General features: G+C 65.2%; 21 protein-coding genes and 1 riboswitch. Of the genes, 6 read left to right on the top strand and 15 right to left on the bottom strand.

All coding sequences use genetic code 11. The features are described from left to right. Nucleotides 1-192: 192 nt before the first annotated feature. Nucleotides 193-531 carry an STAS domain-containing protein gene (locus tag CH291_RS04440; protein ID WP_231893846.1) on the top strand — a complete coding sequence of 113 codons (339 nt, stop codon included), beginning with the start codon at nt 193-195 and terminating at the stop codon, nt 529-531. Between the two features lie 177 nt (nt 532-708). On the opposite strand, the gene CH291_RS04435 is transcribed toward CH291_RS04440, so the two are convergent. The 3 genes from CH291_RS04435 to pruA all read right to left on the bottom strand — a co-directional run bounded on the left by CH291_RS04435 (nt 709) and on the right by pruA (nt 3,684). Next, the gene (locus tag CH291_RS04435) at nt 709-897 is read right to left on the bottom strand and encodes a hypothetical protein (protein WP_094686875.1); all 189 of its coding nucleotides are present in this window, start codon (nt 895-897) and stop codon (nt 709-711) included. 196 nt (nt 898-1,093) lie between these two features. Beyond that, nucleotides 1,094-2,038: a proline dehydrogenase family protein gene (locus CH291_RS04430; protein ID WP_094670385.1), complete on the bottom strand. Its 945-nt coding sequence runs from the start codon at nt 2,036-2,038 to the stop codon at nt 1,094-1,096. Next, nucleotides 2,035-3,684, bottom strand: a complete 1,650-nt coding sequence (gene pruA / locus CH291_RS04425; RefSeq protein ID WP_094639261.1) for an L-glutamate gamma-semialdehyde dehydrogenase — start codon at nt 3,682-3,684, stop codon at nt 2,035-2,037. The genes CH291_RS04430 and pruA overlap by 4 nt, the downstream gene beginning before the upstream one ends. Before the next feature lie 99 nt (nt 3,685-3,783). Between pruA and CH291_RS04420 the strand changes: the two genes are divergently transcribed. Further along, nucleotides 3,784-5,421, top strand: coding sequence for a PucR family transcriptional regulator (locus CH291_RS04420; protein ID WP_256980731.1), 1,638 nt, complete (start codon nt 3,784-3,786; stop codon nt 5,419-5,421). Between the two features lie 14 nt (nt 5,422-5,435). On the opposite strand, the gene CH291_RS04415 is transcribed toward CH291_RS04420, so the two are convergent. The 8 genes from CH291_RS04415 to CH291_RS04380 form a co-directional block, all read right to left on the bottom strand. Continuing rightward, nucleotides 5,436-6,446: a LacI family DNA-binding transcriptional regulator gene (locus CH291_RS04415; RefSeq protein ID WP_068055803.1), complete on the bottom strand. Its 1,011-nt coding sequence runs from the start codon at nt 6,444-6,446 to the stop codon at nt 5,436-5,438. A 72-nt stretch (nt 6,447-6,518) separates the two neighbouring features. After that, nucleotides 6,519-7,850: a multiple monosaccharide ABC transporter permease gene (gene mmsB / locus CH291_RS04410; RefSeq protein WP_068055806.1), complete on the bottom strand. Its 1,332-nt coding sequence runs from the start codon at nt 7,848-7,850 to the stop codon at nt 6,519-6,521. Further along, nucleotides 7,847-9,385: a multiple monosaccharide ABC transporter ATP-binding protein gene (gene mmsA / locus CH291_RS04405; protein ID WP_094686874.1), complete on the bottom strand. Its 1,539-nt coding sequence runs from the start codon at nt 9,383-9,385 to the stop codon at nt 7,847-7,849. The genes mmsB and mmsA overlap by 4 nt, the downstream gene beginning before the upstream one ends. Nucleotides 9,386-9,393: 8 nt before the next feature. Further along, entirely contained in the window at nt 9,394-10,530 is a 1,137-nt protein-coding gene (gene chvE / locus CH291_RS04400; RefSeq protein WP_068055809.1) for a multiple monosaccharide ABC transporter substrate-binding protein, read from the bottom strand. A 210-nt stretch (nt 10,531-10,740) separates the two neighbouring features. Further along, nucleotides 10,741-11,544, bottom strand: coding sequence for a hypothetical protein (locus CH291_RS04395; protein WP_037194493.1), 804 nt, complete (start codon nt 11,542-11,544; stop codon nt 10,741-10,743). A 32-nt stretch (nt 11,545-11,576) separates the two neighbouring features. Next, nucleotides 11,577-11,891, bottom strand: coding sequence for a DMT family transporter (locus CH291_RS04390; protein WP_068055819.1), 315 nt, complete (start codon nt 11,889-11,891; stop codon nt 11,577-11,579). Nucleotides 11,892-11,902: 11 nt separating this feature from the next. Next, nucleotides 11,903-11,965, bottom strand: a riboswitch (guanidine-III (ykkC-III) riboswitch). A gap of 45 nt (nt 11,966-12,010) precedes the next feature. Next, nucleotides 12,011-12,748: a TIGR03943 family putative permease subunit gene (locus CH291_RS04385; RefSeq protein WP_094686817.1), complete on the bottom strand. Its 738-nt coding sequence runs from the start codon at nt 12,746-12,748 to the stop codon at nt 12,011-12,013. Next, nucleotides 12,745-13,749 carry a permease gene (locus tag CH291_RS04380; RefSeq protein ID WP_094686873.1) on the bottom strand — a complete coding sequence of 335 codons (1,005 nt, stop codon included), beginning with the start codon at nt 13,747-13,749 and terminating at the stop codon, nt 12,745-12,747. The genes CH291_RS04385 and CH291_RS04380 overlap by 4 nt, the downstream gene beginning before the upstream one ends. Before the next feature lie 147 nt (nt 13,750-13,896). Between CH291_RS04380 and CH291_RS04375 the strand changes: the two genes are divergently transcribed. Further along, nucleotides 13,897-14,604: a response regulator transcription factor gene (locus tag CH291_RS04375; protein WP_068055814.1), complete on the top strand. Its 708-nt coding sequence runs from the start codon at nt 13,897-13,899 to the stop codon at nt 14,602-14,604. After that, nucleotides 14,601-16,016: a sensor histidine kinase gene (locus CH291_RS04370; RefSeq protein ID WP_256980728.1), complete on the top strand. Its 1,416-nt coding sequence runs from the start codon at nt 14,601-14,603 to the stop codon at nt 16,014-16,016. The genes CH291_RS04375 and CH291_RS04370 overlap by 4 nt, the downstream gene beginning before the upstream one ends. Here CH291_RS04370 and CH291_RS04365 read toward each other — a convergent pair. From CH291_RS04365 to CH291_RS04355, 3 genes are read right to left on the bottom strand one after another with little or no spacing between them, the layout of a single operon-like run. Next, entirely contained in the window at nt 15,996-17,099 is a 1,104-nt protein-coding gene (locus tag CH291_RS04365; RefSeq protein WP_179272156.1) for an AbrB family transcriptional regulator, read from the bottom strand. The two genes, CH291_RS04370 and CH291_RS04365, sit on opposite strands and share 21 nt — an antisense overlap. Before the next feature lie 14 nt (nt 17,100-17,113). Then, nucleotides 17,114-17,524 (bottom strand): universal stress protein, encoded by a 411-nt coding sequence (locus CH291_RS04360; protein ID WP_094686816.1) that lies wholly within the window; start codon nt 17,522-17,524, stop codon nt 17,114-17,116. Nucleotides 17,525-17,557: 33 nt separating this feature from the next. Then, entirely contained in the window at nt 17,558-18,943 is a 1,386-nt protein-coding gene (locus tag CH291_RS04355; protein WP_068055829.1) for a CitMHS family transporter, read from the bottom strand. A gap of 168 nt (nt 18,944-19,111) precedes the next feature. On the opposite strand from CH291_RS04355, the gene CH291_RS04350 reads away from it, so the two are divergent. Both CH291_RS04350 and CH291_RS04345 read left to right on the top strand, forming a co-directional pair. Then, nucleotides 19,112-20,776 carry a sensor histidine kinase gene (locus CH291_RS04350; protein WP_068055832.1) on the top strand — a complete coding sequence of 555 codons (1,665 nt, stop codon included), beginning with the start codon at nt 19,112-19,114 and terminating at the stop codon, nt 20,774-20,776. Further along, nucleotides 20,773-21,429, top strand: coding sequence for a response regulator (locus CH291_RS04345; protein ID WP_068055835.1), 657 nt, complete (start codon nt 20,773-20,775; stop codon nt 21,427-21,429). The genes CH291_RS04350 and CH291_RS04345 overlap by 4 nt, the downstream gene beginning before the upstream one ends. Here the strand turns inward: CH291_RS04345 and CH291_RS04340 are convergent. Further along, nucleotides 21,412-22,827, bottom strand: a complete 1,416-nt coding sequence (locus CH291_RS04340) for an MFS transporter (protein WP_094686815.1) — start codon at nt 22,825-22,827, stop codon at nt 21,412-21,414. The genes CH291_RS04345 and CH291_RS04340 overlap by 18 nt on opposite strands. Nucleotides 22,828-22,869 lie beyond the last annotated feature (42 nt).

The raw sequence follows: 22,869 nt of genomic DNA, 5'->3' as shown, positions 1-22,869 counted from the left end.
TGGCCACGGTTGAGCTAACAGCCGGTCACGGGGAAACGCAGCGAAGTCGGCGTCCGGGTCAGGCTAAAATTCTGCTCCCGCTGCGTCAATCGGTTTCCCCCTCAGTTCGACCGATCGATGGGATCTGCCATGAGTGTTGAATCTTCAGGCAACAAAGTTCGAACCACCCCGGTGACTGTCGCGGAGAAGTCCGTGTCCGTCGCAGCAACCGGAGCAATCTTCACCGCGCACGACGGCCCCGACGGCTCACTCGTCGTCGCCGTCCACGGCGACATCGACATGCGCAGCGCGCCGATGTTCTCCGATTTCGTCTGCAGCCGCGTGTCCAGCAAAAGGCATGTCACCCTCGATCTGTCCAATGTCGAATTCTTCGGCATCGCAGGTCTCACAGTTTTCGATGCAGTCCGTGACTACACGGCCGGCATCGGCGCATCATGGTCGATCGTCGCAGGACGCTCGGTCTCACGTCTGATCCAGGTCGCCGACCTCGAGTCCACGATTCCGACGGCTCGTCCCTCGAACGACCGGTAATACTCCGGCGATCATCGCCGCGACAAGAGGTGGGCAGCTCCAGTACGGGGCTGCCCACTGTTCGTCGTTCTCGAGTCGTCGGTCCCCCGAGTTGTCTGTCCCCGAACGAACGAACGACCCTGCAGTATGGCGTAGCCGGTGTACAGGGTCGTCCGAAGTTGTTGCAGGCCAGGAGAACTAGTCCTCGGTTCCCTCCGAGGCGCTGAAGAAGGCCCACTCGCCGTCGTGCTCGACCTCGAGTCGCCATCCCAATTCCTCGTTGTCCGACTTGCTGTCCTTGAACCAGGCGTGTGCGTCCTCCGAACTGGAGATTTCCTTGGTCTCGACGACGGTTCCCTGCGGATCGATAACTCTGTAATTTGCCATGACGTCGGGATGCCCCGATGTCGCACGACCTAATCCACGCTGGAACGCCGAGGCGAGAGGGCGGCCGACTTCGGTGGTGGACAAATGCGCGCGCATTCGTCGAATGCGCGCGAAATCGCCTCGGAAACCTCGCGATTCTGCGCGCAGCCGGCAAACGCGCGCGCTTGTGCGGTGAGCGAGTTGTCGAGTGCACCCGCTATGTACGCGAGAGCACCGATCGCGCGAAGAACATCAGGTTCGCCGGACGCTCGGCCAGTCTGCGCATGAAGTAGCCGTACCACTGCGACCCGTAGGGCACGTACACGCGAACGTGCCGCCCGGCATCGACGAGTCGGCGCTGCTCGGGATCGCGGATGCCGTACAGCATCTGGAACTCGAACTCCTCGGACGACCTGCCCGCGGACGCCGCGAACTGCTCCGCCGCGTCGATCATCTCCGGATCGTGTGAGGCCACCATCGGGTAGCCGCGACCGTTCATCAAAACCTGCAGGCACCTCAGGTACGAGTCGGACACCTCGCGTGCACTCTGAAACGCCACCGACGACGGTTCGTTGTACGCACCCTTACACAGGCGGATCCGAGATCTCGGTCCGGACAGGTCCCGGCAGTCGGCCTCGGTGCGTCGCAGATACGCCTGCAGCACCGTACCCAGATCCGGAAAGTCCACGCGCAGTTCGCGGACGATCGACAGGGTCGAATCGGTGGTCGTGTGGTCCTCGGCATCGACCGTCACCCACACGCCGGCCGCCGTGGCAGCAGTGCAGATCGTCCGTGCGTTCTCCAGCGCCAGGGTTCGGTCGATTCCCTGGCCGAGCGCGGACAGCTTGAGTGAGATCTCCAGCGCTGTCGCATCGGCTCTTCGCGTCGAAAAGCGTTGTATCAGTGACAGATACGCGTCCACGGTTGCTTTCGCCTGGACTCGGTCGGTGGTGTCCTCACCGAGGTAGTCCACCGAGACGAACCGGCCCGACGCCAGCAGGGTATCGACCGCGCCGACGGCCGCGGGCTCGGATTCACCCGCGACGAATCGGTCGACGAGTGATCGGGTGGCGCGCAGCCGCGTCACCGTCGCCTGCAGTTTCGGTGAACGCGCCGCCGCCAGCAGCGCCGGCCGCAGCGGATTGCTCAGCAGAGTGGTCATCGCGTTCCCTCGCCTTCCTGGTGTGGGTAGCCGTGGGTGGTGGGCGGAACGAACGTTTCCTTCACGGTGCGGGCCGAGGTCCACCGCAGCAGGTTCTGCGGTGAGCCGGCCTTGTCGTTGGTGCCCGATGCACGGGCTCCGCCGAACGGTTGCTGTCCCACCACTGCGCCGGTCGGTTTGTCGTTGACGTAGAAGTTGCCTGCGGCGAATCGCAGTGCCGCATGGGCGTGTTCGACGGCGGTGCGATCGGTGGCGATGACCGCTCCGGTCAATGCGTACTTCGAGCCACTGTCCACGGCGCGCAGGGTCTCGGCGTAGGCGTCGGGCTTGCTGTCGTCGTAGACGTGCACGGCGAGGATGGGGCCGAAGTACTCGGTGGTGAAGGCCTCGTCGGTGGGATCGTCGCCGAGAAGCACCGTGGGCGAGACGAAGTAGCCCTCCGAGTCGTCACAGGTTCCGCCTGCAGCAATGGTCAGGCCGGGGACGGACTTCGCTCGGTCGAGGGCAGCTGCGTTGCGGTCGAACGCCTTTCGGTCGATGACGGCACCGCCGTAGTTGGAGAGGTCGGTCACGTCACCGTACTTCAGCGCCGAGACCTGCTCGACGAACGAATCGCCCATCGACGCCCACAGCGATTTCGGTACGAAGGCCCGGGACGCCGCCGAGCACTTCTGCCCCTGGAAGTCGAACGCACCGCGAATCATGGCTGTGGTCAACACATCCGGATCGGCCGAGCTGTGCGCGACGATGAAGTCCTTGCCGCCGGTCTCGCCGACGAGCCGGGGATACGAGTGGTAGTTCGAGATGTTGTTGCCCACCTGACGCCACAGCGTCTGGAACGTCGCGGTGGATCCGGTGAAGTGGATGCCGGCCAGCCGCGGATCGGCAAGGGCGACTTCGGACACCATCGGACCGTCGCCGAGAACGAGGTTGATCACCCCCGGCGGCAGACCGGCGGCTTCTAAGAGCTGCAGCGTGAGATATGCGGCCACGGCCTGGGTGGGCGAGGGCTTCCACAGCACGGTGTTGCCCATCAACGCGGGCGCGGTGGGCAGGTTGCCTGCGATGGCGGTGAAGTTGAACGGAGTGATGGCGTAGACGAAGCCCTCGAGCGGACGGTATTCGACGCGATTCCACACTCCCGGTGCCGATATCGGCTGCTCGGCGAGAATCTGCCGGGCGAACGTGACGTTGAACCGCCAGAAGTCGATGAGCTCGCAGGGTGCGTCGATCTCCGCCTGGTAGGCCGACTTGGACTGACCGAGCATCGTTGCAGCAGCGATTCTTTCGCGCCACGGGCCGGACAGCAGATCGGCGGCCCGCAGGAACACCGCGGCGCGCTCGTCGAAGGGAAGATCGCGCCACATCGGCGCGGCTGCCGTGGCGGCGTCGATGGCGTCGCGCACATCCTGGTGGCCGGCACCGGCGAAACTGCCGATGATCGACGAGTGCTTGTGCGGTTCGACGACGTTCTCGCGTGGGCCGTCGGCCTGTCGGTGAACTCCGCCGATGACCTGATGGATCTCGACGGGGGAGGAACGCAGTTCGGTCAGGCGGCTGCGCAAGCGGGTGCGTTCCGGGCTACCCGGGGCGTAGGTGTTGACCGGCTCGTTGGTGGGGGTGGGGACGGATGTGACGGCGTCCATGGCTGCTCCTCGGCTTCGGTGTGTGCTGCTCATTGAAGTCCGATCCGCACCGCGTTCAATCAGCTCATCGGCCAAAGAATTCATGTTCTACTTGTCCGCATGGCCAATACGGTGTCGCTGCGTTCGATGCTGACCTCGCTGCACAGCGCCGTCGTCGAACTCGTCCTCGCGCCCGCCGGAACGGACATGGCCGTCGAGTCCGTCGCGCTGCTCGATGCCGACGACCTGCGGCTACCTCCGGGAGCATCCTCCGATCTGACGCTGCTGGTGGGCGTGACCGAGGCCGATGTGATCCGGTGGTTCGACGATCTCGCGTTGCGTCCGGTCGCAGACCGACCACTCGCGGTGCTGACCAAAGTCGCCGCCTCGACCGCGCTGTCCCACGGTGCCAGGGAGACCGGTATCGCATTGGTCGCAGTGCACCAGCAGACACGGTGGGAGCTGTTGCTGTCGATGATGCGCGGAGTTCTCGATCAGGCCCGGGCCCAGAGCCCCGACGACGGACTGTTCGGAGCCGACACCGACCTCTACGAACTCGCGCAGACGGTGGCGTCGCTGACGAAGGGCATGGTGAGCATCGAGGACGAGCGCTCACACGTGTTGGCCTACTCGGCATCCGACGACGCGGCCGACGAACTGCGAACCCTGTCGATTCTCGGACGCGAAGGACCGGCCGACTATCTGCGCAGGCTGCACGAGCGTGGCGTGTTCGATCGACTCCGCCGTACCGACGACGTGATCGACGTGCCGGCCGATACCGAACTGGAGATTCGTCGACGCCTCGCAGTCGGGATTCGTCGCATGACCGGCAGCCCGACGACTCTCGGGACGATCTGGGTGCAGCAGGGTTCCCTCCCGCTCGCCTCGGACGCCGACGCGGTACTGCGCGGTGCCTCCGCTGTCGCGGCCCGACTGATCACCCGCATCGCTAACGCCCCGACCAACGAGGCCCTGCAGATTCAGCGCCTGCTCGGGGCAAGGGGTGGCGGTGTCGATATCCCGTCGCTGGCGTCTGCGCTGTCGATACCCACCTCGGGTTCCGCGGCGGTCGTCGGATTCGCGGCCTGCGGAGACTTCGAGATCAGCGCCCTGGCACCGTCTGTTCGACTGCACGCCAGCGCTTTTCGACGAGACTCGTTGGTCACCACCATCGGTGAGAGAATCTACGCGCTGTTTCCCGGGGTGGCGTCGGGCACGGGGATTGCGGCGTGGACCGCCGACGCCGTCGGACGGATCGAGACGCGTACCTCGATGGCGTTGCGCGCTGCGGTCGCAGCCCCGATCGCCGATCTCGAGGGCGTGGCCGTGGCCAGGTTCGAGGTCGACCGAGTTCTCGACGGCACCACCGGCGAGGTGCGGGTCACGACGCTGGAGGAGTCGAGAACCTCGGTGTTGCTGGGCGAAATCCTGGAACTGATCACCAATCACGAACAGCTGCGAGACCCGCGCCTCGCCGCCCTCGACCGATACGACGCCACCAATGACTCCAGAATGCGCGAGAGTCTAGAGACGTACCTTGCGTGCTTCGGCGACGTTCGGGCTGCCGCCGAGCGATTGCACATTCACCCGAACACCCTGCGCTACCGCATTCGCCGCGTCGAGCAGATCCTGGACCTCGATCTCACCGATTCCGACGCACGTCTACTCGTCGAGATCCAACTGCGCATTGGAGCGGCTCCGCCGCACGTGAGCAGGAGTGGAGCCCGCGGAACGACCCAAGTGAGCGAAAACTCGTAGCAGGCTACGAGTTTTCATGCACGTGGGGTGCCGGTGCTGGATCGGATCACCAGGGTCGGTTCGATGCTCGAACGCCTGGTGCTTCGGTTTCCGGTGTCGATCTGGTCGAGCAGAATTTCGACGCTTCGTACGCCGACGTCGGTGAATTCTTGGCGGATGGTGGTCAGGGGCGGTGAGAAGAATTCGGCGTCGGGAACATCGTCGAAGCCGACGACGCTGACGTCCTGCGGTACTCGCTTTCCGTGGACGTTCAGCGCGCGGAGCACCCCGAGTGCCATGGAGTCGTTGCCTGCGAACACTGCGGTGACGTCGGCGTCGACGGCCAGTTCGCTGCCGGCCCGGAACCCTGATTTCGCAGTCCAATCGCCGCTGAGGGTGGGCGGCGGTTCGATGCCTGCTTCCTCGTGGGCCATCCGCCATCCGGTGACGCGGTCGCCGGCCTCGTACCAGCCCAGCGGTCCGGCAACGTGCCACACGGCGCTGTGTCCGAGCGAGAGCAGGTGACTGGTTGCGGCCCTGGCTCCGGCGATCTGGTCCACCGAGACGACGGCCAGATCACCGGCAGGCGAACCCTCCACGGCGACGAGTGGGAGTTCCCCGGCCAGATCGGCGATATCTCCACCGTCGGTGCGCAGAGGCGCGATGACGACGACGCCGTCGACACCCTGCTTCTGCAACCGGCGCACACAGGTGATGATGGCTGCCTCGTCGAACGAGGTGGGGACGCCGACCACCACGGAGTAGCCGGCGTGACGGGCTGCGTACTCGACGCTGTACAGCGTCGACACCGGACCGTAGAGAGCGTTTCCGGTCCCCACGATTCCGATGGTCTTGCTGCGGCCGGTGACCAGAGCGCGAGCAGCAGTGTTCGGTCGATAGCCGAGTTCCGAGATCGCCTGATGCACTTTGGTTCTCGTCGCTTCGGTCACGTTGGGATGACCGTTGATGACGCGGGAGACGGTCTGATGGGACACGCCTGCGAGACGGGCGACATCGGTCATGGCGGGTCCGCGAGTGGGTGTCATCTTCCGAGCCTCCCTTCGTGATCGAAGACAATCACAGCATGCCCGGGCCGGTGGTGCCCGCGACTGTGTGGATTACGTGGGTGTTGTCACCGCGGAACCGGTCGTGGTGGGCGCAGGCTTGCCTGGCTCGGCACCGGAGAACATCTCGGCCGGCACAGGCACTCCCAGATAGCTGCTCGGAGGCGCAGCTTTGTCGCCCTTGTTGCCCTTACCGCTCGCTGCTCGGCGCTTGGTCCAGATGTCGAATGCCACTGCGGCGAGGAGTACCAGGCCCTTGACCAGCTGAACGCGTTCGCTGGGCGAACCGATGAGCGACATTCCGCTGTTGATCACGGCGATGATGAGTCCACCGGTGAGCGCGCCGACGATGCGGCCGACGCCGCCCTGCACTGCTGCACCGCCGATGAATGCCGCCGCGATCGCGTCGAGCTCGAAGCCGTTGCCTGCGGTGGGGCCCGCCTGATTGAGGCGGCCGGCGAAGATGATTCCGGCGAGGGCGGACAGTACGCCCATGTTCACGAAGATCCAGAAGGTGACCGGCTTGACCTTGATGCCGGACAGCGATGCGGCGTGGATGTTTCCGCCGATGGCGTACACGTGCCGACCGAACACCGTCCGGCCTGCCAGCGTCGAATAGCCCATCACCAGTACGGCGAGAAGGATCAGCACGTACGGCAGGTTCTTGAAGCGCGCCAGCTGGACGGCGACGGCGAGAACCAGACCGCCGGCCAGAACCATCTTGAGCAGGAACAGGGGCATCGCGTCAACGGCCTGCCCGTACTTCTGCCGACCAGTCCGAGAACGCCACTGCGTGAACACGATTCCGGCAACAGCGAGGATCGCGACGAGCAGGGTGAAGATGTCCGCACCCCCGAGCGGCCCGAGTCCCACGTTGCCCAGGAAGCCGGGGAGGAAGCCGTTGGAGAGAGTACGTACGGGTCCGGGGAACGGTCCGATGCCCTGGTTACCGAGAACGATGAGGGTGACCGCGCGGAAGATGAGCATGCCGGCCAGGGTCACGATGAATGCCGGAATGCCGAAGTACGCAACCCAATAGCCCTGCCAGGCTCCGATCAGACCGCCGATGATCAGCGTGATGAGCACCGCAAGAGGCCACGGCACGTTCTGCTGAACCATCAGCACACCCGAGATCGCTCCGGTCGCCGCGACAACCGATCCGACGGACAGGTCGATGTGGCCCGCGATGATGATCACGACCATGCCGATGGCCAGGATGAGGATGTACGAGTTCTGGACCACCATGTTGCTGATGTTCTGCGGGACCAGCAGTTGGCCGCCGGTGAGAACGGTGAACAGCAGGATGATCAACGCGAACGCGATGAAGATCCCGCTCTGGCGGAGGTTTCGCGTGAGCAGCCCCCGTACGGTCGACAGCTGGTTCATCGAAGTACTCCTGTTCCACGGGTCATGAGGTGCATGAGGGATTCCTGTGTCGCGTCCTCGCGAGTCACCTCACCGGTGATCCGGCCTGCGGACAGCGCGTAGATCCGGTCGCACAGTCCGAGCAGTTCCGGTAGCTCGGAGGAGATCACCAGAATTGCCTTGCCTGCGTCGGCGAGATCGTTGATGATCGAATAGATTTCGAACTTCGCGCCGACGTCGATTCCTCGCGTCGGTTCGTCGAGGATGAGCACGTCGGGATCGCTGAAGATCCACTTGCTCAGCACGACTTTCTGCTGATTGCCGCCGGAGAGCTTGCCGACGACGGCAGAGACGTTCGGTGCCTTGATGTTCATGCTCTTCCGGAAGCCCTCGGCCACCTTGTATTCCTGGTTGTCGTCGACGAAGCCACCGGTCACCAGTTTGTCGAGTGCCGCAGTGGAGATGTTGCGTTTGATGTCGTCGATCAGGTTGAGGCCGTAGCGCTTTCGGTCCTCGGTGGCGTAGGCGATTCCGTGATGGATGGCGTCGCTGACGGATTTGACGTGTATTTCCTTGCCGTACTTGTACAGTCGCCCCGAGATGTCGATGCCGTAACTGCGTCCGAAGACACTCATGGCCAATTCGGTGCGTCCGGCACCCATCAGCCCGGCCAGGCCGACGATCTCACCCCGGCGCAGCGTCAGATTCGCTCCGTCGACGACGGTTCGGCCGTGCTGGGTCGGGCTGTGCACGGTCCAGTCCTCGATACGCAGAACTTCCTCTCCCACAGTGGATTCGTGTGGTGGGAACCGGTGCTCGAGATCGCGGCCGACCATCAGCGAGATGATGCGATCCTCGGTGACCTCGGGGCTGCGCATGTCCAACGTCTCGATGGTTCGGCCGTCACGAATGATCGTGGTGCGGTCGGCGACGGCCGCGATCTCGTTGAGCTTGTGCGAGATGATCACGCACGTGATTCCCTCGTCTCGCAGACCGCGAAGCAGGTCGAGCAGGTGAGCCGAGTCCGAATCGTTCAGTGCTGCAGTCGGTTCGTCGAGAATCAGCAGCGTGACGTCCTTGGACAACGCCTTGGCGATCTCGACGAGTTGCTGCTTGCCGACCCCGAGATCGTTGACCACGGTGACCGGGTTCTCCCGCAGCCCTACCCGATTCAGTAGGGCTGCGGCCTCGGAATTGGTTCGGTTCCAGTCGATGAACCCGCGCCTGGACCGCTCGTTGCCGAGAAAGATGTTCTCGGCGATGGACAGGTACGGACTCAGCGCGAGTTCCTGATGGATGATGACGATGCCCTCGGCCTCGCTGCTCCGGATGTCGGAGAACTCGCAGGCGCGACCGTCGAACACGATCTCGCCGTCGAATGTGTCGTGTGGATACACACCCGACAGCACCTTCATGAGCGTCGACTTTCCGGCGCCGTTCTCACCGCAGATCGCGTGGATCTCGCCGCGATTGACCGAGAGAGTGACATCCTGCAGCGCCTTCACGCCGGGAAACGTCTTGGTGATGCCGCGCATCTCCAAGATCGGGCTCGTCATCTCCGAACTCACTTCAACTGATCCTCGGTGTAGTAGCCGCCTTCGACCAGCAGCTGCTCGTAGTTGCCCTTGTTGACGATCTCGGGCTGCAGCAGGTACGCCGGAACGACCTTCTCGCCGTTGTCGTAGTCCGTCGTGTTGTTCGTCTCGGGCGTCTGACCGTCGAGCATGGATTGAGCCATCGCGATCGTGACCTCGGCCAGTTGCCGGGTGTCCTTGTAGATCGTGGAGTACTGCTCGTCGGCGATGATCGACTTCACCGACGGCACCTCGGCATCCTGACCGGTGACGATCGGGTAGGGCTGCCCTGCTGTGCCGTAGCCGTTGCTCTTGAGCGCGGAGAGGATTCCGATCGACAGTCCGTCGTACGGCGAGAGCACGCCTTGAACCTTCTGGCCCGAGGAGTACGTCTTGGTGAGCAGATCCTCCATGCGCTTCTGCGCGGTCGCCGGATCCCAGCGCAGTGTTGCGGCCGTCTCGAAGTCGGATTCGCCGCTGCCGATCTTCAGTGTTCCGTCGTCCAAGTACGGCTGCAGAGTCTCCATCGCGCCGTCGAAGAAGAACGTGGCGTTGTTGTCGTCGGGAGAACCGGCGAAGACCTCGATGTTCAACGGACCCGCTGGGGCGTCGGCCTTGTCGGTGCCGTCCTCGTTCTTCAATCCGAGGCCGACGAGCAGAGACGTGGCCTGGTCGACGCCGACCTTGTAGTTGTCGAACGTCGCGTAGTAGTCGACGTTGGGAGAGTTGCGGATGAGGCGGTCGTACGCGATGACGCCGATGCCGTTGTCCTTGGCTTCCTGCAACTGGGTGGTGATCGCGGTGCCGTCCACCGAAGCCACGATGAGAAGCTTTGCGCCCTGGGTGATCTGGTTCTCGATCTGATTCACCTGGGTGGGAATATCGTTCTCCGCGTACTGCAGATCGACCTTGTAGCCCTGTCCTTCGAGCGCGCTCTTGAGATTGTCGCCGTCGGCGATCCATCGAGCCGAGGACTTGGTCGGCATCGTCACGCCGATCAGCGCGCCCGCCGTGCTTCCGCCGTCGGCCGGCTGGACGTCCGCCGTCTTGGTGCTCGATCCGCATGCGGTGACCGTGATGGCCAGTGCCACCGCGGCCGCGGCCATGGGTAGATGTCGAAACTTCATCGTTTCTCCCTGCTCGGTGAAATCAGATCTCGAAGTTGGTGGAGAGCGGCCTCGTCTGTGCCGCACATCACATCAAGACGAAAGTGTGAGCGATAACATCGGCATTGTCAAAGTTTATTTTCCGTACCCCCGCTCACCAGTGTGAGCGCTAACAACGAGTCGACGCCGCAGCCCCGAGAGTCGAGAATCTTCGCCGGAGGGGCCGGGGCGTCAGTGCAACTCGTGAACCGACTGTTTCCCGCTCTTGAGCCAGCGACTCGGGAGTCGGCCGACCAGCTCGCCCAGTGGGTGGACCGCAGCCGAGAGGATCTCCACGGAATCCTGCAGGATGTCGATCGAGATGCTCATCCGCTCGATGTTCGGGGCCACCGACGTCAGTGTCTCCGACAGCTTGACCAGCTGATCGAGCGGTCCGCCCTTGGCTGTCAGTCGCTCGATGGCACCGTCCTCGGCGAGCAGAGTTTCGAGGATGCCCTCCTCGGCGATGGCACGCTCGATCAGGCCGTCCTGACGCGTGAGCACCTCGAGCGGGCCGTCCTTGGCCGTCAGTCGTTCGAGCGGTCCGTTGGTGGCGGTGATGCGGTCGAGCAGACCGCCTTCGGCGAGCAGTCGTTCGAGCGGTCCGTCCTCGGCGAGCAGCCGGTCCAAGGGTCCGCCCGGAGCGAGAATTCGCTCTACCGGGCCACCCGGGGAGAGCAACCGCTCGAGGGTGCCGTCCTCGGAGGTGAGGCGGTCGACGACGCCGCCCTGGGCGAGAAGGCGGTCCAAGGGTCCGCCTTCCTTGAGTGCGTTGCCCAGGGCGCGGTCGTCGGAGGTGAGTTGGCCGAGCTGGGCGAGCAGTTGCATGGTGCCGCCGCGTGGATTGGCGAGCGAGGCGACACCTGCGGTGCCGGATGCACCGGTGGCCAAGGCCATCCTGGTGGTGGCCAACGCGACCTCCGCGACGCCGATCGCCTGCTCGGCGATGGCAATTCCGGCGCGCGCGGGCAGTGTGATCGCTGACACCCAATTCATCGTTTTACTGTAACTGCTCGTAGCTCGGAAAATCAGTGAAGAACCTTCAGTCCCACGACGCATCCGACGATGCCGACCAGAAGCGCCACCTTGAGCAGTGACGCAGCTTCTTCGCCGGTGATCATGGCGTACGCGACGGTGAGGGTGGCACCGATTCCCACCCAGACGGCGTAGGCGGTACCGGTGGGCAACGACCGCATCGCGACCGCGAGACCGATCATGCTGAGAACCACTGCGACTCCGAAGACGACGGACGGTCCGAGTTTGGTGAAGCCCTCGGACTTACCGAGCGCGGTCGCCCAGATCGCTTCGAGAACGCCGGAGACGACGAGAATGAGCCAAGCCACGAAAATCACTCCTTGCACCGTCTTGTCGCTGTTCGGGTACGGTGCGCTCGTCCGATTGTCGGAAGTGACTTGTACGATCGTACCAATTCTGGTCGATAGTGGCCATGGCTTTCGGGTGGTCAGTACGCGTACGTGTTCGCGGGCGCGTCGATTCGCTCGACCGTCGAGACGGTCATCGTGGGTGTGAACGCGGTGTCCTCCGTCGCTGTGGCCGCGTCGACGGTCCCCGATAACCGCAGCCAGGTGCCGTCCGAAATGTCGTCGAGAGACGCGCTACCTGCGTCGAGGTGGATGCGAACGGACCTGGCGTCGGCCGCGCAGCAGATGATCAGAATGCGAGCGAGATCGATGCCGTCCGTCGTGCCGTCGGCGCGCGGCGAGCCTCCGTTCGAGGTGCCGACGGCGAATCCGGTGACGCGAATCTCCCGTCCGTCGAGGCTGCCTTCGGTGTCCCTGACCGCGCGTTGTACGACATCGAGCAACGGAACCTCGGGCGCACGCTCGTCCGGGAGGGGTGGAAACGCTGTCCGCTGACGATCGGCCGCCGAGGTGACGGATCGATCGCCGACCGCGGAGACACCCAGCGCGGGCGGTGCGACGAACAGGATGACCGCGAGCGGGACCAACAGCAGCCAGTACGGACGCGAATCATGATCGTGCCCGTCGTCGGCCGGCCCACCGCGGCGGATGTCGGCCACGATCGACGCGGCCGCCAGGAGCACGATCAACACGCCGGCAGTCAGCAGATACGGATGCAGCGACGGTTTGACGTATCGCACAAAGCTGCCGTCCAACGAGATCTTGACCATGGCTCCGCCGAGGAGAAACAGCAGAAGGTTCTGCACCTCGCGCTTCATCGCGCTCCCAGAACGAGGTAGCCGCACACCGAGGCACACACGATCGCGACGACGAACGTCAGCGGGGCGAAACGTGCGACGAACCCGCGTCCGAAACTGCCCGCCTGCATCGCCATCAGCTTCACGTCGACGGCAGGTCCGACCACCAGGAAGACCAACCGCGGAAGCAGCGGCAGCATCGACATGCTGGCGGCAACGAACGCATCGGCCTCCGAACACAGCGCCAGAATCACCGCGAGTACGGCCATCACCAGGATCGACAGCAGCAACTGCCCGGCGAGATGGGCGAACACCCAGTCCGGAATCACCAGATGCAGCAGGGCGGCGGCCGCGGCACCGAACACGAGAAATGCCCCGGCCTGAAGCAGGTCAGCACGCGCCGACTCGCGGAACGTCTCCCACTTCGAGCGGTCGTGATCGTGTCCGCGAGCGGCCAGCCGCGCGGTGATCCACTCCGCCTTGCCGAATCGAGTCCACAGCCAACCCATCACCAGTGCAGTGGCGAGCGAGCCGAGGAACCGCGCGAGAACCATGCCGGGTTCGCCGGGAAAAGCCACCGCGGTCGAGACCAGGACGACCGGGTTGATCGCCGGCGCCGACAGCAGGAACGCGAGGGCGGCCGATGCCGGAACACCCTGATCCATCAGCCGACGCGAGACGGGAACGGCACCGCACTCACAACCGGGCAGCGCCATTCCGGCCAGTCCCGTCACTCCGACGGCAGCCGTTTGGTTCTTCGGGACCACTCGTCGCAGCACCGACGGCGAGACGAACGCGGCGATACTTCCACTGACGAGTACTCCGAGCACCAGGAACGGCGTCGCCTGCACGAAGATCCCGGTGAACACCGTCGCGCCGGTCTTCAGCGCAGGGGACGAGTCGACCCATCGCGCGATATCGGCACCGAAGACGATGCCCAATACGAGCAGAGTTGCGAATACGTGCATGGATGACACGGGAGACCGAGTCCTGATTCGGCCGTCGGTCTTCGCGTCGAGCATCGCTGCCATCATGCCCCCTGTGGCTGGGCTGTGTCGTCGGTGGCTCGCGGCAACCTCGTTGTCGGTGGCTCGCGGCAACTTCGTTGTGGGTGGCTCACAGCAACCTCACAGCGAGAGTCCAGCGAACGAGCAGCATCTCGCGCGAAGATGGACACCGTGAGCGAGACACCCGAGGCCAGAGTCCTGATCGTCGACGACGAACCGACCATCGTCGAACTGCTGTCGGTCAGCCTGAGGTACCAGGGATTCGAGGTGGCGACTGCGTCGTCCGGTCCCGAGGCTCTCGACAAGGCGCGCAACTTCAGGCCCGAGGCTCTCATTCTCGACGTGATGATGCCCGGCATGGACGGGTTCGGTCTGCTGCGTCGACTGCGGGCCGACGGAATCGATGCGCCTGCCCTGTTCCTGACCGCGCGTGACTCGGTGGAAGACAAGGTGACCGGGCTGACCCTCGGTGCGGACGACTACGTCACCAAGCCGTTCTCGCTCGAGGAAGTGGTGGCCCGACTCCGAGTGATCCTGCGCCGGTCCGGCAAGAGCGAGGACGCGCAGCCGTCGCGAGTTGCGTTCGCGGACATCGAACTCGACGACGACACCCACGAGGTGTGGAAGGCAGGTGAGCCGATCTCGCTCTCGCCCACCGAGTTCACGCTGCTGCGGTACTTCATGGTGAACGCGGGAACCGTGCTGAGCAAGCCGCGAATCCTCGATCACGTGTGGCACTACGACTTCGGTGGTGAAGTGGGAGTGGTGGAGTCGTATGTGTCGTATCTACGTCGCAAGGTCGATACCGGAGACACTCGCTTGATTCACACACTGCGAGGCGTCGGCTACGTCATGCGCCAGCCACGGTGACGGCCGTTCGAGGTCGGATTCGGAGCCTGCCGCTGCGTTTCACCTTGGTCGCGGCGTTGCTGCTCCTGGTCGGGCTGGGCCTGCTGGCGTCCGGGGTGGCGGTGACGTCCTCGCTCGAGTCGTCCCTGATGCGTCGCCTGGACAGTCAACTGGTCGAAGCGTCCCAGGGATGGGCGAAACCGGGTGGCGAACGCCCGCCCTTTCCGATCGACGAACCCAACCCGAACCGCCCGCCGACGAACTTCTTCGTTCGGTCCGTGGCCAACGACGGTACCGTCCGGGGCCCGATCAACGATGTGGCCGAGAGTGTTCCGGACCTGTCCGGTGCGCCGTCGGCAACTCCGAAGACCGTCGGTTCCGAGGGCGACCCGTCGAAGGAGTGGCGGGTGATCACGGTGACCAACAGCGAGGGTTCCACCACCGTGGGCATGTCGCTCAGCGCCAACCAACAGACCGTCAGCCGGCTCGTGGTGCTGCAGTTCTACATCGGCGCCGCCGTGTTGCTGGCCCTGGCCGTGATCGCCTACTTCGTGGTGCGACGCAGTCTGCGACCGTTGCGTGAAGTGGAGACGACGGCCGCGGCCATCGCTGCCGGAGATCTGCATCGACGGGTTCCCGAGTGGAGTGAGAAGACCGAGGTGGGCCGATTGTCGTTGGCCCTCAACGGAATGCTTTCGCAGATTCAGCGGGCATTCGCGGCAACTGCGGCCTCGGAGGAGGCGGCTCGTGCGTCCGAGGATCGGATGCGCCGCTTCGTCGCCGACGCCAGCCACGAACTGCGTACCCCGCTGACGACGATCCGCGGATTCGCCGAGTTGTATCGGCAGGGCGCGATGAGCGACATCTCGTTGCTGATGACGCGTATCGAGGGCGAATCGGCGCGGATGGGCCTGCTCGTCGAAGACCTGCTGATGCTCGCGCGACTCGACGCGCAACGCCCGCTCGACATGCGTCGCGTCGACCTACTGACCATCGCCGCCGATGCCGTGCACGACGCCAAGGCGGTCTCACCCGTGCGGGACATCTCGCTGAAAGTGTTGGCAGGGCCGGGAATACCCGAGGTCAGCGGCGACGACGCTCGGTTGCGCCAGGTACTGGCGAACCTCGTCGGAAACGCGGTGCGGCACACACCCGAATCGGCGTCGATCACCGTCTGCGTCGGGACCACCCAGTCCTCGGTACTGCTCGAAGTCCAGGACACCGGCCCCGGGCTGGGCGAGGAAGAGGCGGCGCACGTGTTCGAGCGCTTCTATCGAGCCGACTCCTCCCGGACGCGCGAGAGCGGCGGCAGCGGGCTCGGGCTCTCGATCGTCGCGGCCTTGGTGGCGGCGCACAACGGCACCGTTCGGGTGCAGAGTGCCCCCGGTCAGGGTGCGACCTTCCGGGTCGAATTACCCCGCGCCGACGGTTGATTCGCTCGCCGTCCTGGCTTTCTTGCGCTCGGCCAGTTTCGTGTACGCGGCTGCGGCGAGTGGCGCGGCCACGAGCATCGACACCAGTCGGATCACCTGAACACACGCGACGAAGGTGACATCCGACCCCGTGGTCGCAGACACGGCGAGCACGGCGGCCAGGCCGCCGGGTGTGGTCGCGAGGTACCCGGTGAGCATGCTGACCCCGGTGATCGCAGACAGCGCCCAGCCGAACAGCGCGCACACCAACCCGATCGAGAGCACCAGCAGCGCGGCCCACGGGAAGATACGACCGATGGCCCGCAGGCTCGACACGGTGAAGGCGAGCCCCGCTTGCCATCCGATGACGATGAACGCCACCGGCAGCAGCACCGTGGGCACCGAGATGTCGACGGGCCATCCGAGCAGTTCGCAGGCACCGGCGACGATCAGCGGTCCGAGTGTCGCCGGCGCGGGCAGTCGGATGAGCCGCGCCAGAACGATTCCGGCGATGACGGCGGCGATCAGAAAGGCCGTGCCGATGTACCAGGGCGTCGTCGCCGTATCGTCCGCGCCTGCTCCGCCGCCGGTGTCGGTGTGGAAGGCGAAGGTGACGATCAGCGGCATGGTGACCACCACGAGCGCGACGCGCAGGTATTGCACCACGGCCACGATTCGCTCGTCCCCGCCGAGTTCTCGGGCGATGGACACCAGACCCGTTGCGCCACCGGCGATCAGGGACAGTGCTCCGGTGACGGGGTCGACATCGCGATGCAGGGCGAGCAGTGCGCCGCAACCGGCGCTGACGACCAGCGTCCCGGCACCGACGAGAACGGCGGGAATCCAGTTCTCGCCCAACGCGCCGAGAGTGTCGGTGTCGAGCATGAGGCCGATGGTGACGGCCAGCGTGCCCTGCGCTGCCATCGACGCCGGGCGCGGTACCGCAGCCGGGCCGAGGCCGGTCAGAGCGAACACCACGGCGACGACGAGGGCCGCGAACAACGACGGTGCCGTCAGGCCCAGGGCCGCGAAAAGGGCCCAGCCCCCGACGGATACGGCCGCGAGGCCGATCCATCGGAGGCTGTTCCCCAGTATTCGTCTCATCCGTTTCGGAGCACTCACGCTCCGGACTTGACCAGAAGAACCGGGACCGGAATCTCGAGGAGCAGACGCTGAATGGTCTGTCCCATCAGAAACTTTCCGACCGCCGAGCGGTGTCGGGAGCCGACCACCAGGATCTCGGACTTCTGCTCTTCGACCAAGGTCAGCAGGGTGTTGACGGCATCGGGATCGGGCCGGCCCACCGCCACGGTCCAGGAGACGGCGTCGGCGTGATCGATATCGGCCAGAGCGGTCTCCACCGACGCGGACACTGCCTGCGTCTCGGCCGCCTCGGCGGAGGGCTCGGCCGATCCGGAGAGTGCGTGCAGGACGACGAGGTCCGTCTCTCGAATGCGGGCTTCTCGCACTGCGGCCGCCAGTGCTGCGCGGCCCTCGGGTGAATTGTTGTGCAGTACGCCAACGGTCATGACAGTTTCTCCTACGACGAGTGGGGTGGGGGATCAGCCGAACGGGATCTGGCCGAGGAGGATGCCGACGGCCAGCATCGCGAGGGAGACGACCACAGCTCGCCACAGCACCTTCTTGTGGTGATCGGCCAGCGACACTCCGGCGAGGGTGACCAGCAGCAGGATGGCCGGAACCAGCGGGCTCTGCAGGTGGACGGGCTGACCGGTGATCGACGCACGGGCCATCTCGACGGGGTCGATGCCGTACTTGCTCGCAGTCTCGGTCAACACCGGGAGGATGCCGAAGTAGAAGGCGTCGTTGGTCATGAAGAACGTCAGCGGGATGCTCAGGATGCCGGTGATGACGGCCAGGTACGGGCCCATGCCCGCCGGGATGACGTTGAGCAGCCACTCGGCCATGGCCTCGACCATGCCGGTGCCCTGGAAGACGCCGGTGAGAATTGCTGCGGCGAGCACCATGGCGACCACGGAGACGATGGAGGACGAGTGCCGTGCGATCGCGTCGCCCTGTTCCTTGACCTTGGGGAAGTTGACCGTCAGAGCGATCGAGGCAGCGATCATGAACAGCACCGGGATGGGCAGGATGTCCATGACGAGGATGACAAGCAGGATGACCGTCAGAGCAGCGTTGAACCACAGCAACTTCGGGCGCAGCGTGTCGCGATTGGGGTCCAGGCCGTCGAAGAACTGACCCGATTCACCGGAGTCGTCCGATCCGCCGGTGCCTGATCCGCCGGTTCCCTTGCCGCCCTTACGGATACTGCCGCCGCCACCGGAGGCCACCAGTTCGGGTTCGTAGATCAACTTGCCGATGCGGCGACGCTCCATGATGCCCAGATGCACGGCGAAGAGCAGCACGATGATCAGGCCGACGATCATCGAAGGGACCATCGGAACGAAGACGTCGGACGGGGAGATGCCGAGAGCGGATGCGGCGCGCACCGTCGGGCCGCCCCACGGGATGATGTTCATCGTGCCGTTGGCGAGACCGGCGACGACGGTCAGAATGACCGGGCTGACACCGAGTTTGAGGTACAGCGGCAGCAGCGCGGACGTGACGATGATGAACGTGGTGGAGCCGTCACCGTCGAGCGAGACGACCATGGCCAGAATGGCTGTTCCGACAACGAGTTTCATCGGGTCGTTTCGCACGAGGCGCAGGATGCCGCGCACCAGCGGGTCGAACAGTCCGACGTCGATCATGATTCCGAAGAAGATGATGGCGAAGAACAGCAGGGCTGCAGTGGGGGCCAGGGACTTGATGCCGTCGGTGATCATGTCACCGATGCCGAGTCCGGCGCCGGCCAGCAGACCGAAGATGACGGGTACGAGGGTGAGTGCGACGACGGGCGTGGCTCTCTTGGTCAGGATCAAGAACATGAAGGCGGCTACCATGAGGAAGCCGAGTATCACCAACATCGTGCACTCCTTCTCGAATGTGTGAGGTGGGTCCGGTCGGACCGGTTGTGTGACTGAAGTTACGTAACCGGCATCACATGTTCGCTGTTGTGCGCACTACCCGCGCAAGCAACGAAAAGAGCCTTTTGCGCATTGTGCTCGAGCCCGCTCGGCGCATAGCCTGGGTGGGTGCGATTGAGGACTCAGGTGCTGTTGTTGCAGGCAGCGCTGGTGGCGGTAGCTCTGGCGGTGGCGTTCGGGGTCTTCGCCATCAGCAGTGGCAGCCAGGCGAGCGAGGAATACGGCGAACGTGCGCTGGCCGTTGCGCGGACGGTGGCGTCGGACCCGGAGGTGCGTTCGCTCGTCGAGCAGTTCTCTGCCGTGGACACCGCAGGCACCGACGCCGCGCCTGCGGGAGTGTTGGCAGGCGGAGCGCTGCAGCGTGCGGCCGAGGGTGCCCGAATGCGCACCGACGCACTGTTCGTCGTCATCACCGACGATCGGGGTCTGCGGTTGGCGCATCCCGATCCGACAGTTCTGGGTCAGCGGGTGAGTACCGATCCCTCGGGGGCGCTGGCGGGCAACGAGGTGGTCGAGCAGGAGCGCGGCACCCTCGGCGACTCCGTACGCGCGAAAGTGCCTGTACTGGCGCTCGGTTCGACCGACGTGGTGATCGGTGAAGTGAGCGTGGGCATCTCCACGACGGCCGTGCGCACCGAGTTGGTGAAAGATCTGATCAACGGCGCGTTGGTGACCGGTGCCGTACTGCTGCTCGGGCTGATCGGCTCGACTCTGTTGGCGCGCAGATGGAAACGGCTGACTCTGGGGCTCGAGCCGGAGGAGCTCGCCGAGCTGGTGCGGGAACAAGAAGCGGTGTTGCACGGAATCGGTGAGGGTGTCGTCGCCATCGACCCCGACGGAGTCGTCACGGTCGTCAACGACGAGGCGCGCACCCTGCTCTCGATCGACGGTAGACCGGGGATGCGCATCGAGGACATCGGTCTGACCCCGAGGCTGCTCGAGGTCATCGAATCGCCGACGTCCGAGCCGGTTCTCGCGGCCGTGAACGAGGTCGTGGTCATTGCGGCCGCCCGAAAAGTGCTGCGCGACAATCGTGATCTGGGTACGGTGCTGACCGTGCGCGACCGAACCGACGTGGAGACGCTGACGCGTCAGCTCGACGCGGTGCAGTCGATGTCCGCTGTGCTGCGCGCGCAGCGTCACGAGTTCGCGAATCGGATGCATCTGGTCAGTGGACTGCTGCACGAGGGTCATCCGGATCGGGCGTCGCAGTACATCGACGAGATCCTCGGTGTCGGACCGAGATCGGAATCCATCGAGGGTATCGACGCCGTGTCCGACGCCTATCTGCGGTCGTTTCTGACGGCGAAGGCCGCGCATGCGCGGGAGAGCGGAGTGCGGTTGGTGTTGGGGGAGAACACCTGGGTCGGCGGCGAAGTGGCCGTCCCCGTCGACGTGACCACGGTGCTGGGCAATCTCGTCGACAATGCGATCGATGCTGCCAGGCTGGGAGTGAGGCGGCCGGCCGAGGTGGAAGTGGAACTGGTACAGGACGGTTCGACGTTGCACATCGTGGTTCTCGATTCCGGTGACGGGGTGGACCTGGCACCCGAGCAGGTGTTCGTCGAGGGGGTCTCGACCAAGTCGACCGAAGAATCGCCGGGCGGTCGGGGAGTGGGCCTGGCGCTGAGTCGGCAGATCGCGCGCACCCGCGGTGGCGACGTGACGCTGGCCGATGCCGGTGGGCAGATCACCGAGGAGAACGAACGAGGAGGCGCGGTGTTCATCGCGTCGATACCGGATGCGCTACAGGCAGATGAGGTCTCGCAATGAGAGTGCTGGTCGTGGACGACGATTTCCGGGTTGCGGATCTGCATGCGGCACTGGTGAATTCACTCGACAACTACGAGGTCGCCGCAGTCGCGACGAGTGTCGCTCAGGCTCGGGAGTTGGCGTCGTCGCAGTCGTTCGATCTGGCGCTGGTCGACGTCTATCTGCCCGACGGATCGGGAATCGACCTGGTGCGCGAACTCGCCTGCGACGCAGTGGTGCTCTCGGCAGCAGCCGATCAACAGACGGTGCGCGCGGCCATGACCGCGGGTGCCTGGACATATCTGATCAAGCCGTTTCCGCGATCGGCGTTGATCGACCGCCTTACCGGGTATCTGACGTACCGGACTGCTCTGGACCGTTCGGAGGAGCTGACCCAGGCCGACATCGACGGCGGACTCGACGCGCTGCGCCCGCGCGCGGCCGCGCCGCTGCCGTCCTCGCAGTCCGTGACCCGTGACCTGGTGCTCGATGCGGTGCGCACGACGGCCGACCCGATGTCGGCGGGCGAAGTTGCTGCAGCCATCGGCATTTCACGCGCGACAGCGCAGCGTTATCTGGCAACCTTGGTGTCCAAGGGCCGGTTGCGCATGCAGCTGCGATACGGATCGACCGGGAGGCCGGAGCAGGAATACTCGCTACCGCCGGGTGCGTGAGAACGACACCACCACGGCCCCGAGAACCGATATCGCAGCGGTGACCAAAGCTGCGGTGTTCCAGCCCTGCACCAGTCCGCCGGCGTCGTTCTGGCTGATCGCTTGGGTCATTCCGCCGGCTCCACTCCCTGCCGGAACGGCAACCACCGCAACGACGGTGACCCCGATAGCGGACCCGACGTAGCGCGCAGTGTTGTTGGCGCCGCTGCCCATGCCGCCTCGTCCGGCGGGAACGCTGGCCACCGCCTCGCGGCCGAGCGCAGCGTTGAGTACGCCGCTGGCGACTCCGGCCACGAGCAGGCCGGGAAGCAACCGTGGCCAGGATGCGTTCTCGGACAACCCCGTCAGCATCAGCATGCCGATCGCGACGCCCACCAGCCCGACGGCGAGTTGCGTTCGACCGCTCAGCGACGCAGGCAGCCTGCGGGCCAGTAAGGCGGTGACCACGGACGTGGCCGACCAACCGAACAGCAGCAGGGCGGCACCGAGCGCGTCGATTCCCAGTACGGTTCCGAGGAATCCGGGCATGTACGACATCAGGGCGATGATGCCGCCGCCGGTGGCCAGCGCGGCGACGGTGGCGGCCAGAAACGGTGGGTGTCGGAAGAGGGTGAGATCGAGCATCGCAGCGGCACTGCGCAATTCGAGGACCATGAACGCGCCCAGCAACAGGGCGGCCAGCACGAACAAGATGATCGGGGCCATGGCTGTCCAGCCCTGCCTGCCCTCGACCAAGGCGGCCAGCAACGCGGCGATGCCCGTCGCCAACAGCAACGCGCCGACCGGATCGAGGCCGCGGGGGGCGTCGGACCTGGATTCTTCGACGAGCACATGCGCGGCGACGGCGAGTGCGAGCGTGGCGATCGCGAGCACCACGTAGGCCGTACGCCAACTCGCCGAGCGATCCAGTACGGCGGCGAGCAGAGGGCCGAGAGCGATGCCTGCGCCCACGCTCGCACCCCAGACCCCGCTGGCCTTCGCGCGCACCGGACCGGCCGCGTGGGTGTGGGCGATGATGCCCAGGCTCGACGCGACGACGGCTGCGCCGCCGAGGCCCTGCAGAATGCGGGCGAGAACGAAGATCAGCGTGTTGGGGGCGAGCGCGCAGACGATTGCGCCGACGGCCAGGACCACAGCGCCGAGTGCGAACGTGCGGCGACGTCCGAAGTCGTCGGCGACCGTACCGGTGGTGAGCAACGCCGCGGCGAGGCCGATGCTCATGGAGCTGAGAATCCAGGTGCGTCCTGCGGCGTCGGACATCAGATCGGCTGCGGTGCTGTTGATGGTCGCGAGCGGTGCGGTGAACGCCATCAGGGTCAGCAGGGTGCCGAGCGCTGCGATTGCGAGCGCACGGGCGCTGTTGGAGGTGCCGGTGGGCGAGGGTGCAGTATCGGTCATCGTCGTCCTTGTGGTCTGGTGATCGAACTGTAAACGCCCAAC

Origin of the sequence: Rhodococcus sp. 14-1411-2a (assembly GCF_002259485.1) — a bacterium.
Taxonomy (GTDB): domain Bacteria; phylum Actinomycetota; class Actinomycetes; order Mycobacteriales; family Mycobacteriaceae; genus Rhodococcoides.
Note: the sequence above shows the minus strand (reverse complement) of the source record. Positions and strands in the feature narration are given on the sequence as shown.